Source organism: Nitratireductor soli (assembly GCF_001050155.1).
Lineage (GTDB): Bacteria > Pseudomonadota > Alphaproteobacteria > Rhizobiales > Rhizobiaceae > Nitratireductor > Nitratireductor soli.
In genome coordinates this window covers 73,348-85,436 of record NZ_LFVY01000014.1, presented here as the reverse complement: position 1 = coordinate 85,436, position 12,089 = coordinate 73,348, and the positions used below count along the sequence as shown (strand labels likewise).

Genomic DNA, 12,089 nt, shown 5'->3' with positions numbered 1-12,089 from the left:
AGAAATGAGGCTGAAGCCTGCAGAAAACCAAGAGAAAGACAGCGTCCTGGGCTTGGCAGTATTAGTCTTTTGTCGAAAGCATCCCGATAACATTGGAAATAGACACGGCATGAGGTGTAGTCTGCTCGAATCTCAGGGGTAGGGGATGGTCCCGCATGCGGGAATTCGATCAAACGCGCGAATTCATCAAGCAGATTCAGACAACCCGGTCTCCGGCGGCGATATGCGAGGCGCTTCTTGCGACGACGTCCCGGTTCGGATTCAACGCGGTCTGCGCCGGCACCATACCGCCGGCGGGTTCCGCGGCGCGCGACCAGGTGGGACATCTGATCTTGAGCACCTGGTCGGCCGAGTGGCTCGATCGCTACGTCGCTGGCAATTATATCCATCATGATCCGATCGTAATCCAGGTGAATCAAACGAGGCGGGCGATGCTGTGGGGCGAGGCGCGGTCCATGGGAGGCGGCGATGCGGGTAAGGTATCGCGGCTTTTCAGTGAAGCCCGCGATTTCAATATCGTCGATGGAGTGGCGTTGTCCATATCGACCCTCGATGGTGGCTCTGTGGTCATGTCTTTCAGCGGAACCTCGATTGATGTTTCGCCCGAGGATCTGAGCGCCATCTCCTTCATCTCCGCTTACGCGGTCGGGCATGCGCTGAGCTTGCGCGGGGCCGACAGGTTCGCTGATCTGGAGCCGTTGGAGAAAGAGTGCATCCATTGGACCGCGCGTGGCAAGCCGAAACCGGAACTTGCGGAAATGCTGGGGCTTCAGGAGAAAGACATCGACCATCTCGTGGCCCGCGCCAAGGCCAAGCTGGGCGCCGGCCATGCGCTGCATCGGTTGGGCGAGCGTCCAAAACTGACACCACGGGAGAAAGAGTGCCTTCAATGGGCGTCGCTCGGGAAATCCGAGTGGGAAGTGTCTCAGATATTAGGTATTTCAGAACATACAGCGGAAAAACATCTTCTGAATGCCAAGACGAAACTGGGTGCGGCAAATCGTGCTCACGCGGTTGCAGAGGCCATCCGGTGCGGTGTTCTCGATTGAAATTCGCCTTAGACGGCAAATATGAATCTCTATTGACGCATATGCGGAATGTTACCATTATGGCTGCGGGGATTTTTGAATGAAGTAAAAGAAAATTCGGCCTTACAATGCCATAGTGGGGGTGGTGATGCAGGATGGCTTCGGGTTTTATTTGTATTCTATTGTTAGACAATATAGTTTGATTGTTTTCTTTTTCTCCTGGCGGGTATTTTTCGAAATATGGTTGGTTCTTGTACAGGGGAGGCCGACCTTCGACGGAAGGATGTCTCGCTGTGCCGCGAACCCTTGGTTGCCCGGGGCGCATTGGTTCAAGCATCCCCGTCTTGCACGCTAGATTCAAATGGAACCTTTGGGAAAGAAGGCTGCGGGCACTGCCGCCAAGGCGCTCTCGTTTGGACCCGCTCGCAAGGGCGGGCCGGTTGGCGCGGCGCCCGACTATGTCGGGGTGCCGTCTCCGGCCGCCGACTGGCTGCCGATTCTCGAGCGCCTGAGCATCTCCGCCGATGAAGCTGCCCGGATAGAGGCTCGGGCGAAGCTCGCTGGTGTCCCGTTCCAGACGGAGCTTCTGGCATCCGGCCTCGTGTCCGAGCGTGGCCTGTTTCACGAACTGGCCGATAGTCTCGGCCTCGCTTTCCTTGAACAACCGGATTCCGACGCGCTGGTGATGCATGATTGGCAAAGGCTCGCTGCGCTGGCCAGGAATGGCGGCGCCGGCATCGCGCTGTCGCTGAGCGGCGGCAGCCAGTCGATCGTGCTGATCGCGCCCGACAGGCTGGATATTCCCTCGCTTCGCGGGTTCATAGCGCGTTACCCGCGCGCCTCCCGGCGGATTCGCGTCGTTCCGCCGTCAGCCCTGCGCCGAGCGATAGCCGAGCGCAGTGCGCCGAATCTCATGCGCATCGCCACCGGTGCGTTGTTTGCGGCGCTGCCGGACCAGTCGGCTCGTTTCGTCGTCAACGCGTGGCAGGGCGCGATCCTGGGGGCGTTCACGGTTTCGTTGCTGTTCGCGGCGCTGTTGATGCCGGCTGCGACGCTCTTGGCCGTGCATGGGGCGTTGTCCCTGGTCTTCCTGTCCTGCGTTCTCCTGCGGCTGATGATCGGCATTGCACCGATAAAGCCGCATGCGCCGAAGTTCAGCAGCATCAGGCCGGCCGAAATGCCGGTCTATACGGTTCTGGTGGCGCTGTACAAGGAAGCGGCGGTCGTTCCCGACCTCCTGGTGGCATTGGGGCGCATTGTCTGGCCGCGGGCGAAGCTGGAGATCAAGCTGGTTTGCGAGAGCGACGATCTGCAAACGCTGAATGCGATCCGCGCTCAGGAATTGCGCTCCTATATCGAGGTCATCGAAGTGCCTGGTGGCGGGCCGCGCACCAAGCCGAAGGCCCTGTCCTACGCCTTGCCGATGACCTCGGGGGATTTCGTCGCTCTTTACGACGCCGAGGATCGCCCGCATCCGTTTCAACTTGTCGAAGCCTGGCAGCGTTTCAGGGACGATGACGAGACGCTGGCCTGCCTCCAGGCGCCGCTCAGCATTTCAAACAGGCGCGAGAGCTGGGTTTCAGCCATGTTCGCCCTGGAGTACGCAGCACTCTTTCGTGGGATTTTGCCGTGGCTTGCGCGTCGCGGGCTGGTGCTGCCGCTTGGCGGCACGTCAAACCACTTTCGCCGCAGCGCGCTGACGGCGATCAATGGGTGGGATCCCTACAATGTAACCGAGGATGCCGATCTTGGGGTAAGGTTGCGGCGTCTCGGTTACCGAACGGACGTCATCCATAGCCCGACCCTCGAGGACGCGCCGGTCGATGTGCGCACCTGGCTGCCGCAGCGCACCCGGTGGTTCAAGGGATGGGCGCAAACCTGGCTGGTGCATATGCGCAACCCCGCGGCAACGCGCCGGGAACTGGGCCTGGCATCCTTCATCGTGATGCAGGTTCTGTTCGCCGGCATGGTGCTGTCGGCGCTCGCCTACTCGGTGTTCTTGACGACGGCCGCGGGGCTGTTGCTGTATCTGGCCCTCGATGGGGAATTGAGGGCACCGCATGTCGTGCTGCTGATGATTGACGGGGTCAACATCATCTGCGGACATGTATCGTTCCTGGTTCTTGGCTGGCTGACACTGCAGAAAACCGAACGTTCCGGCTTCTGGGCGCGCGCCGCCTGGATGCCGGTCTATTGGTGTTTGATGTCGGCTGCCGCCTGGCGCTGCCTGTGGCAACTATACTGGCAGCCGCATCACTGGGAAAAGACCACGCACCGCCCATCGCAGCGCACTGCGCGTCAGGCCAAGAACCCGGCCCCGGAACCGATGATCTTGGGATCTTCGGCGCCGATCGCATCCAGATCCCGGCCGTCATAGGCAATCGACAGCAGAATGCGCCGTATCACGGCAAGTCTGGCGCGGCGCTTGTCGTTGGCGCGAACCACCGTCCACGGCGCATGGGGGCTGTGCGTGCGTTCCAGCATCAGGTCGCGCATCCGGGTGTAGTCGTCCCACTTCCTGATGCCGGCGACATCCATCGGCGAGAACTTCCAGTACTTCAGCTTGCTGTGACGCCGGTCGTGAAACCGCTCCAGCTGGGTTTCCTGGCCGATGTTCAGCCAGAACTTGAACAGGTGAATTCCGTCGTTGACGATGGCGCGCTCGAAATCGGGCGCTTCGTCGAGAAATTGCTCATGCTGGGACGGGGTGCAGAAACCCATCACCGGTTCGACGCCGCCGCGATTGTACCAGGAACGATCGAAGGTGATGAACTCGCCGCTGGTCGGGAAATGTGTCACGTAGCGCTGGAAATACCACTGTCCGCGCTCCGTCTCGGATGGCTTGGGCAGGGCAACGTTGCGTGCCGTGCGCGGGTTCATATAGGCGCGGATGCGGGAGATCGTGCCGCCTTTTCCCGCGGCATCCCGCCCCTCGAACAGCGCCATCACGCGCGCGCCGCTCGACTGCATCCAGCCCTGCAGCTTGACCAGTTCGATCTGCATGGCTTCCAGCTGCTGTTCATACTCCTTGTTGTCGAACTCTTCCTCATAGGGAAAGCCGCCAGCGCTCAAGGAGTGCTCCTTGACCCATTTGGGCAGATCCGGGTCGTCGATGTCGAACGTCCGCTTCTTGCCGGAAATCTTCAGCTTGATCGGTTCTGTTTTCAAGGAGACGGGGTTTTCCAAAGGCTTGTTCATACAATCGATCCTGAGGCATGGGAGTGTGCATGCTATTTGCAGCTTGCTACAAGGTCCAGCGGCGTTGAAAGAGCGGCAGCGCTCTTTGGCCCCCCGAGGGAGGATTGGAAACGGGCATGCCTACGGCATTCGTACGGACGTCAGGTGGAGCTGCCCGACATTCGCGCGAATGCGGAAAAACAAAGAAATGGAGCGGGGCAGCGTTTCCGTGAAACGATGAACCGATCTGACGCGCTGGGACGGATTGTGCATGAATGCGACTGAGAATGAGCGCCGGCAAACGGCGCAAGGGATCTGGCAGCGGCTCCGGGACGTGTTGATCACGCCTCTCGTGCGCGGAGTGGCGAGGCTGTTCTCGTCTGAGCCTGGCGCCCGGCCGGTCGAACCGGCGAGCACCGGCGACAGCGGCATCGACAGCCTGCCTGCCGTGTTCCTCGCGGCCGCCGTCCTCGACCCGCTCTACATCTTCGACCGCAATGCCGAAATCCTCTACGCCAACGAGGCGGCCGACCGGGCCTTCGGTCCGGTTGCCACCGGAGCGTCCCTGCGCCTCAAGTTCCGCGCCCCCGAGATGCATGCGCTGGTCAACACGGCGGCCGCCGGCAGCGAGGAGCCGGTCGCCATCAACTACGCCGAGCGGGTTCCCGTCGAGCGGGCCTATCGCGTGGTGGCAAGCCGCATCGGCAACGACACCGGGCTGTTCGTGCTCCTGTTCAAGGACCAGAGCGAGGCGCGGCGCATCGATCGCATGCGCGCCGACTTCATCGCCAATGCCAGCCACGAATTGCGCACCCCGCTCGCCTCGATCGCCGGCTTCATCGAGACGCTGCGTGGCCCTGCCCGGGATGACGCCGTGGCGCGCGAGAACTTCCTGCAGATCATGCACAACCAGACCCAGCGCATGGCGCGCCTGATCGACGATCTCCTGTCCCTGTCGCGGCTGGAGATGAAACCGTATCTGAAACCGGGCGGGCAGGTGGATATCGCCCGCCTCGTCGAAGGCGTGATCGAAGCAATGCGTCATCTGGCCGGCGAATCGGGCGTCGTCATCGAAAGCGCCTTTCCGGCGAAACCAATCCTCGTTGCCGGCAATCCGGACGAACTGGTGCAGGTGTTCGAGAATCTGCTCGAAAATGCCTGCAAATATGGCGGCTCGGGCGGTCGCGTCCTGGTGTCGGCCGAGCAGGCAAGCCCCCTCGACGAGGTGCGCCTGACCGTCCGCGACTTCGGTCCGGGCATCGCCGAGGAGCACATTCCGCGCATCACCGAGCGCTTCTATCGTGTCGATGTGGAAACCAGCCGTGCGCAAAAGGGGACCGGCCTCGGCCTGTCCATCGTCAAGCACATCCTGACCCGCCACGATGCCCGGCTTTCGGTTAAATCCAAGCCGGGCAAGGGCGCTGCCTTCACCGTGCATTTCCCGCCGGTTCCGCCAGCGGTCCAGTCGTCGGGGCAATAGACGGCGGCGTTTCGCGCGCTGCCTCGGCGCGGGAAATTATTCTTTCCGGGACTTTCATTTTCGTGCCATCGCAATAGCCTATCAAAGGCCCAAAGCCGCCCAGAAAACGGATGAACAGATGCAGACCCAGCACACCATGCGATCCTTCGACGACGAGCTGAAATATCTGGCTGACCAGATCGCCGCGATGGGCGGCTATGCCGAGCGCATGGTGGCGGAATCGATCGAGGCGCTGATCCAGTCCAATGCGGGCCTGGCGCGCAAGGTGGTCGCCGACGATGTTTTCCTGGACGAGAAGGAACGCGAGATCGGCGAGCGTTCCGTCATCATCATCGGCAAGCGGCAGCCCGTCGCCGACGACTTGCGCGAGATCGTCGGCGCGATCCGCATCTCGTCGGATCTGGAGCGCATCGGCGATCTGGGCAAGAACATCGCCAAGCGGGTGGTGGCTGTCACCGAGGGCAGGCAGCCGATGCGCCTGTTCCGCGGGCTGGAAGCCCTGGCCGGTCTCGCACTGACGCAGCTGAAGGAAGTGCTCGACATCTACGCGTCACGCTCGATCGAGCGCATCGGTTTCGTGCGCGACCGCGACGAAGAGATCGATGCCATGTACACCTCGCTGTTTCGCGAGCTGTTGACCTACATGATGGAAGACCCGCGCAACATCACCGCCTGTACCCATCTGCTCTTCTGCGCCAAGAACATCGAGCGCATCGGCGATCACGCCACCAACATCGCCGAAACGGTGCACCACATCGTCACCGGCCGGCAAATGCCGTTGGAGCGCCCCAAAGAGGATGAGAGCCACAAGATCGTTGCTGCTCCCGAAGGGTAACGCTTCACTGACAATCCTTCAGGCAGTGGGTGCGAGGGCGATTGAGCCGATGCCGATCATTGCCTGGGGTTTATGTGGAATTGGCGCCCGAAAGTCTGCGGCAAGCTCCGGGGCCATCCCCGGCCTATGGCCGGTTGCGCACGCCGACGCATCGTGCGGCGGAATTGCGCCGGCTGAAGCCGGCGCTTTCTCTCGAGTCGGCTTGCTGTTTACCGGCTCCTGCGGCGCTCCGATGCCGGCTGGTAGGCAAGCCGTGAATGATAGCCGCAATAGGGACCGGCGTCGCCGGCTTCATTGCCGCAGAAGTTGAAATCATCCGACAACGGATCGCCGTTCGGCCATTTGCAGGTGGTCTCGGTCAGCTGGGTCAGCGCCAGCTTGCGGGAAATCGGCAGCACGACATTGCCCACCGGTTGCAGATAGGTCCGCGCCACCGGCTCTTCGTCGAACTGCGCCTGCAGCGCCGTTGCGCCGACCGTGGTCGTCATCGGGCGCGTGTTGCGCGGGCGGCGCGTGGTCGTCGTGCCGGTCTGCGGCGCTTTCTTCTGCCTGGTGCGCTGGCTGGTGGCGCGACCGCGGCTGGACAGCTTCAAGCGATGGACCTTGCCGATAACGGCGTTGCGGCTGACGCCGCCGAGCTGGGCGGCAATCTGGCTGGCGCTCAAACCTTCGGCCCAGAGTTTCTTTAAGGTCTCGACCCGCTCGTCAGTCCAGTTCATGGGACATGCTCCTGTCCAGCGTGCGGAATCCGACTCCTTCTCCGCCCGACCAAAGTCGGGAGAGCACCATATTAAGATGGTTGATATGGGTCGCCGCACAAAATGTAGTTTTTTGCTTGAGCTGAAACTACCTTATCGGCTGACTCCGTGACAAGAGTCCTTACCGTAAGCTGATTCGCTTTTTTCGGTTTTCCCCAGTTTGCTATTTTTTGCTGTCATCAAGCCGTCGCGCCGTTTGCGTTGACAGCCGACCGGAAAAAACAGATAAAACATGGGACTGCCGCCCCTCGGGCGGCATTTTGATTTCATCGTCCCGCGTTCGGGTGGCCACGTGGCGCGGGAACCAATCTCAGGCTCAGCGGAGACCGTGTGGATGCGTGAATCTGCGCTTTATGAAACTTTCGCCCGTCAACCTCTCGCTTTCGAACGCGGCGAGGGGTCCTGGATCGAGACGACCGACGGCACCCGCTATCTGGATTTCGCCGCCGGCATCGCCGTCAACTCGCTCGGGCATGCCCATCCGCATCTGGTCGCCGCGCTGACCGAGCAGGCGGGCAAGCTGTGGCATGTGTCGAACCTGTATGAAATCCCCGGCCAGCGCCGGCTGGGCGAGCGCCTGGCCGCCAACACGTTCGCCGACAAGGTGTTCTTCACCAATTCGGGCGCCGAGGCGCTGGAATGCGCCATCAAGACCGCGCGCCGCTATCACTTTGTCAATGGCGCGCCTGAGCGCTACCGCATCATTACCTTCGAAGGGGCCTTTCACGGCCGCACGCTGGCCACCATCGCCGCCGGCGGCCAGGCGAAGTACCTGGAAGGCTTCGGCCCCAAGGTCGAGGGGTTCGATCAGGTTCCCTTCGACGATATGGATGCCGTGGCGAAGGCGATCGGCGCCGAGACCGCGGCCATTCTGGTGGAGCCCCTGCAGGGCGAGGGCGGCATTCGCACTCTGCCCAATGCATCGCTGCGCCGGCTGCGCGAATTATGCGACCGGCACGGCCTGCTGCTCATTCTCGACGAAGTGCAGAGCGGTGTCGGCCGAACCGGCAAGCTGTTCGCCCATGAATGGGCGGAGATCGAGCCGGACCTGATGGCGGTCGCCAAGGGCATCGGCGGCGGCTTCCCGATGGGCGCCTGCCTGGCGACCGACGAGGCCGCCAAGGGCATGACGCCCGGCACGCATGGCACCACCTTCGGCGGCAATCCCCTCGCCATGGCCGTCGGCAACGCGGTGCTGGATGTCGTGCTCGAGGAAGGATTCCTGGACGAGATCGCCCGCAAGGGGCTGCTGTTCAAGCAGGGTCTGGCGGCGGTCGCCGACGCGTTTCCCGATGTCATCGAAGGCATTCGCGGCGAGGGCCTGATGCTCGGCCTGAAATGCAAGGCGCCCAACAGCACCGTGCAACAGGCGCTGCGCGAGGAAAGGCTGCTCGCCGTTCCTGCCGGCGACAACGTCCTGCGCCTCCTGCCGCCACTGACCGTCAGCGACGAGGAGATCCGCGAAGCGGTGGCCCGCATTCACAATGCCGCCGCTGCTGTCCGGGCGACCGAAAAAGCCGATGCTTGAAAAGAACAGGGAGCCGGGCATGGCCAGCGGTCTTCGCCACTTCATCGACCTTTCGACTGTCGCGCCGCAGGAGCTGCGCTTCATGCTCGATGATGCCCGCGCCCGCAAGGAGCGCCTGAAGGCCGGTGAGCGCGACAAGCCGTTCGAGGGCAAGGTGCTGGCGATGATCTTCGACAAGCCGTCGACGCGCACCCGCGTTTCCTTCGATGTCGGCATGCGCCAGCTCGGCGGCGAGACGATCATGCTGACCGGCGCCGAAATGCAGCTTGGCCGCTCCGAGACCATCGCCGACACGGCCAAGGTCCTGTCGCGCTATGTCGATGCGATCATGATCCGCACCACGGCGCATGAGCGGCTGATCGAGATGGCCGAAAACGCCACCGTGCCGGTCATCAACGGCCTGACGGACGACACGCACCCCTGCCAGATCATGGCTGATGTGCTGACCTTCGAGGAGCATCGCGGTCCGGTGAAGGACAAGCTGTTCGCCTGGACGGGGGACGGCAACAATGTGCTGCATTCGCTGGTCGAGGCATCGGCGCGCATGGACTTCCGTCTCAACGTCGCCGTGCCTAAGGGCAGCGAGCCGGAGGCGAAATACGTCGATTGGGCAAAGGCCCATGGCGGCCGGGTCACCTTCACGGCGACGGCCGAGGAGGCGGTCGCCGGCGCCGATTGCGTGGTGACGGACACCTGGGTGTCTATGGGCCAGGAACATCGCGCCCGCGGCGACAATGTCTTCAAGCCCTATCAGGTCAATGGCGCATTGATGAAACACGCCAGGCCGGATGCCCTGTTCATGCATTGCCTGCCCGCCCATCGCGGCGAGGAGGTGACGGACGAAGTGATCGACGGCCCGCATTCGGTCGTCTTCGACGAGGCGGAGAACCGCCTGCATGCGCAAAAGGCGGTTCTCGCATGGTGTCTGAACCGGTGAGCGCGGAAGAGCTGCAACTGGGCGAATTCGGTTTCGCCGGCGACGACCACGTGGTCCCCTTCGATGTCGAACCGCTGGATGTGCGCGGCCGTGCCGTCCAGCTCGGGCCGATGCTCGACCAGATTCTCGCCCGCCACACCTATCCGGAGCCCGTCGCCCGCCTTCTGGCCGAAATCATCGTCCTGACCGCGCTGTTGGGCAGCGCACTGAAATTCGACGGCAAGTTCATCGTTCAGACACGTTCCGACGGGCCGGTCGACATGTTGGTCGCCGATTTCTCGACGCCGAGCGCCGTGCGCGCCTACGCACGCTTCGACGAGGAGAAGCTGGCCGTGGCGGTGGCCGCCGGCAATGACACGCCGGAAGCCCTGCTCGGCGCCGGTGTCCTGGCGCTGACGGTCGACCAGGGATCCGACATGCAGCGCTACCAGGGCGTGGTGCCGCTCGACGGCTCGACGCTGGAGGATGTGGCGCGCACCTATTTCCGCCAGTCGGAACAGATTCCCACCGAAGTGCGTCTCGGCGTGGCAAAAATGGTCCTGCCCGGCGCCGAAGGCAGCCACGAGCATTGGCGCGCCGGCGGCATGCTGGTGCAGTTCCTGCCGACCTCGCCGGAGCGCATGCGCATGTCGGATCTGCCTGGCGGCGACGGGGACGAGGAGAATGACGGCTCGACCCATCCCGACGACGACGCCTGGCAGGAGGCGCTGGTCCTGATGGCGACGATCGAGATGACCGAACTGGTCGACCCGACCATCGGCGCCGAGCGGCTGCTTTATCGCCTGTTCCACGAGCATGGCGTGCGTGTATATCCGGGAACGACCATCCTCGACGAGTGCTCGTGCTCGCGCGAGAAGATCAGGACCATTCTTGAAGGGTTCACGCCGGAGGAGGTGGCCGACAGCACCGAGAACGGCGTCATCCACGTCACCTGCGAGTTCTGCTCGACGGCGTATGAGTTCGATCCGGCCGACTTTGACTGAGTTGCGACTTCAGTTGAGGCTTGCCACCGCACCCGGCAGGTCCAGCGAAAAGGCCGGGATATCGACGTCGAAAAAGGCGCCGCGCGGTCCGCGCATCGTGTAGCGGCCAACCATGATTCCCGACGGCGTGGAAAGCGGACAGCCGGATGTGTAGCTGTAGCTGTCGCCCGGCTTCAAAACAGGCTGCTCGCCGACCACGCCTTCGCCGCGCACTTCCTGCACCCGACCGGCTTCGTCCGTTATGTGCCAGTAGCGCGAAACGAGCTGGACGGTTTCCGGCGAATTGTTGGTGATGGTGATCTGGTATGCCCAGACGAAATGCGCAGCCTCCGGCTCGGACTGGGCCGGCATGTAGCTGGGCTCGACACACACTTCGATGGATTGGGTTACAGCTCGGTACATGAGATCCGCACGCTTGAGAAAGACAGGACCATGATCCGCCGCACCCGAGGGGTCAAGCAGCAACATGCATCGGCCGTAAGCCGCCATGACGGCATTGTGAGCGGCGCGCAGGCGTGATTGCCTGTAAGGCGTGAAGCCGAACGCAACGGGAGATGTGCTGAAACATGCTTGACGGCTGGGCGCGCGCGAAGATCGATCCGGGGCTGGCGGCGATCGCCGGGCGGCTTGCTGCGGCCGGCGTCGGCGCCAATGCGATCACCTATGTCGGCCTGGCGCTGGGACTGGCCGCCGCCGCCGCCATCGCGCTCGGTGCCTTCTGGATAGGCCTCGTGCTGATCCTCGTCAGCCGATTATGCGACGGTCTCGACGGCGCGGTGGCGCGTCTCGACGGCAAGACCGATCTCGGCGGCTATCTCGACATCGTGCTTGATTTCGCCTTCTACGGTGTGGTGCCGCTGGGTTTCATTCTCTTCGACCCGGCGCAGAACGCCATCGCCGGCGCCGTCCTGCTTCTTGCCTTCTACGTCAACGGCGCGAGCTTCCTCGCCTATGCGGTGATGGCCGAGAAGCGAGGCCTGACGTCCGAGGCACGTGGCGAAAAATCGCTGTTCTTCACCACCGGTCTCGCCGAGGCGAGCGAGACATTGGCTGTCTTCGTGCTGATGTGCCTCGCGCCGCAATGGTTCGCGGTGCTGGCCTATCTGTTCGCCGCCGTCACGCTCTACACGACCGTGTCGCGCATCGTTCTGGCGGCGAAGCAGTTCAGCTGACCACGTGAGTTTCTTCTTGTTTTCCACACAAATGCGCAAAGCAAGAAGATAGGGCGTCCACTACGTTTCCCAACATAGTACACGACGCACACCGATTTCGGTCGTGTTGCAATGGCGTTGTGCGTGGTTCGACAAGCTCACCATGAGGGGAGGCGTATGATTGCAGGGCCCGTCTGCAACGTCTCGGAATC

At 62.6% G+C, this 12,089-nt stretch carries 11 protein-coding genes; 8 read left to right on the top strand and 3 right to left on the bottom strand.

What is annotated here, in order from left to right; genetic code table 11:
- Positions 1-155 precede the first annotated feature (155 nt).
- Together AB843_RS26290 and AB843_RS17895 are read left to right on the top strand one after the other, a co-directional pair.
- Positions 156-1,049, top strand: a complete 894-nt coding sequence (locus tag AB843_RS26290; RefSeq protein WP_048648247.1) for a LuxR family transcriptional regulator — start codon at positions 156-158, stop codon at positions 1,047-1,049.
- 340 nt (positions 1,050-1,389) lie between these two features.
- Complete coding sequence (locus AB843_RS17895) at positions 1,390-3,405, top strand: glycosyltransferase (RefSeq protein ID WP_048648246.1); 2,016 nt, start codon at positions 1,390-1,392, stop codon at positions 3,403-3,405.
- On the opposite strand, the gene ppk2 is transcribed toward AB843_RS17895, so the two are convergent.
- Positions 3,327-4,226, bottom strand: coding sequence for a polyphosphate kinase 2 (gene ppk2, locus AB843_RS17890; protein ID WP_048648245.1), 900 nt, complete (start codon positions 4,224-4,226; stop codon positions 3,327-3,329). The two genes, AB843_RS17895 and ppk2, sit on opposite strands and share 79 nt — an antisense overlap.
- A gap of 250 nt (positions 4,227-4,476) precedes the next feature.
- Here ppk2 and AB843_RS17885 point away from each other — a divergent pair, with 250 nt between their 5' ends.
- Both AB843_RS17885 and phoU read left to right on the top strand, forming a co-directional pair.
- Positions 4,477-5,685: an ATP-binding protein gene (locus AB843_RS17885; RefSeq protein WP_048648244.1), complete on the top strand. Its 1,209-nt coding sequence runs from the start codon at positions 4,477-4,479 to the stop codon at positions 5,683-5,685.
- Between the two features lie 118 nt (positions 5,686-5,803).
- The gene (phoU, locus tag AB843_RS17880) at positions 5,804-6,520 is read left to right on the top strand and encodes a phosphate signaling complex protein PhoU (protein ID WP_048648243.1); all 717 of its coding nucleotides are present in this window, start codon (positions 5,804-5,806) and stop codon (positions 6,518-6,520) included.
- Between the two features lie 209 nt (positions 6,521-6,729).
- On the opposite strand, the gene AB843_RS17875 is transcribed toward phoU, so the two are convergent.
- Positions 6,730-7,239 (bottom strand): GcrA family cell cycle regulator, encoded by a 510-nt coding sequence (locus AB843_RS17875; RefSeq protein ID WP_048648242.1) that lies wholly within the window; start codon positions 7,237-7,239, stop codon positions 6,730-6,732.
- Between the two features lie 373 nt (positions 7,240-7,612).
- Between AB843_RS17875 and AB843_RS17870 the strand changes: the two genes are divergently transcribed.
- Genes AB843_RS17870 through AB843_RS17860 form a run of 3 tightly spaced genes read left to right on the top strand, consistent with a single transcriptional unit; the run spans position 7,613 to position 10,726 of the window.
- Positions 7,613-8,806, top strand: a complete 1,194-nt coding sequence (locus AB843_RS17870) for an aspartate aminotransferase family protein (protein ID WP_048648313.1) — start codon at positions 7,613-7,615, stop codon at positions 8,804-8,806.
- A 19-nt stretch (positions 8,807-8,825) separates the two neighbouring features.
- Entirely contained in the window at positions 8,826-9,743 is a 918-nt protein-coding gene (gene argF, locus AB843_RS17865) for an ornithine carbamoyltransferase (protein ID WP_048648312.1), read from the top strand.
- On the top strand, positions 9,725-10,726 hold the full coding sequence (locus AB843_RS17860) for an Hsp33 family molecular chaperone (RefSeq protein ID WP_048648241.1): 1,002 nt from the start codon (positions 9,725-9,727) through the stop codon (positions 10,724-10,726). The genes argF and AB843_RS17860 overlap by 19 nt, the downstream gene beginning before the upstream one ends.
- 9 nt (positions 10,727-10,735) lie before the next feature.
- Here the strand turns inward: AB843_RS17860 and apaG are convergent, their stop codons facing one another.
- Positions 10,736-11,128, bottom strand: a complete 393-nt coding sequence (gene apaG / locus AB843_RS17855; RefSeq protein ID WP_048648311.1) for a Co2+/Mg2+ efflux protein ApaG — start codon at positions 11,126-11,128, stop codon at positions 10,736-10,738.
- Positions 11,129-11,292: 164 nt separating this feature from the next.
- Between apaG and AB843_RS17850 the strand changes: the two genes are divergently transcribed.
- A complete protein-coding gene (locus AB843_RS17850; protein ID WP_048648240.1) occupies positions 11,293-11,898 on the top strand; it encodes a CDP-alcohol phosphatidyltransferase family protein in 606 nt (201 codons plus the stop codon).
- Positions 11,899-12,089 lie beyond the last annotated feature (191 nt).

Excerpts from the sequence above, each read along its gene's own strand:
- AB843_RS26290 (WP_048648247.1), top strand. The coding sequence starts at position 156 with ATGCGGGAATTCGATCAAACGCGCGAATTCATCAAGCAGATTCAGACA.
- AB843_RS17895 (WP_048648246.1), top strand. The coding sequence starts at position 1,390 with ATGGAACCTTTGGGAAAGAAGGCTGCGGGCACTGCCGCCAAGGCGCTC.
- ppk2 (WP_048648245.1), bottom strand. The coding sequence starts at position 4,226 with ATGAACAAGCCTTTGGAAAACCCCGTCTCCTTGAAAACAGAACCGATC.
- AB843_RS17885 (WP_048648244.1), top strand. The coding sequence starts at position 4,477 with ATGAATGCGACTGAGAATGAGCGCCGGCAAACGGCGCAAGGGATCTGG.
- phoU (WP_048648243.1), top strand. The coding sequence starts at position 5,804 with ATGCAGACCCAGCACACCATGCGATCCTTCGACGACGAGCTGAAATAT.
- AB843_RS17875 (WP_048648242.1), bottom strand. The coding sequence starts at position 7,239 with ATGAACTGGACTGACGAGCGGGTCGAGACCTTAAAGAAACTCTGGGCC.
- AB843_RS17870 (WP_048648313.1), top strand. The coding sequence starts at position 7,613 with ATGCGTGAATCTGCGCTTTATGAAACTTTCGCCCGTCAACCTCTCGCT.
- argF (WP_048648312.1), top strand. The coding sequence starts at position 8,826 with ATGGCCAGCGGTCTTCGCCACTTCATCGACCTTTCGACTGTCGCGCCG.
- AB843_RS17860 (WP_048648241.1), top strand. The coding sequence starts at position 9,725 with ATGGTGTCTGAACCGGTGAGCGCGGAAGAGCTGCAACTGGGCGAATTC.
- apaG (WP_048648311.1), bottom strand. The coding sequence starts at position 11,128 with ATGTACCGAGCTGTAACCCAATCCATCGAAGTGTGTGTCGAGCCCAGC.
- AB843_RS17850 (WP_048648240.1), top strand. The coding sequence starts at position 11,293 with ATGCTTGACGGCTGGGCGCGCGCGAAGATCGATCCGGGGCTGGCGGCG.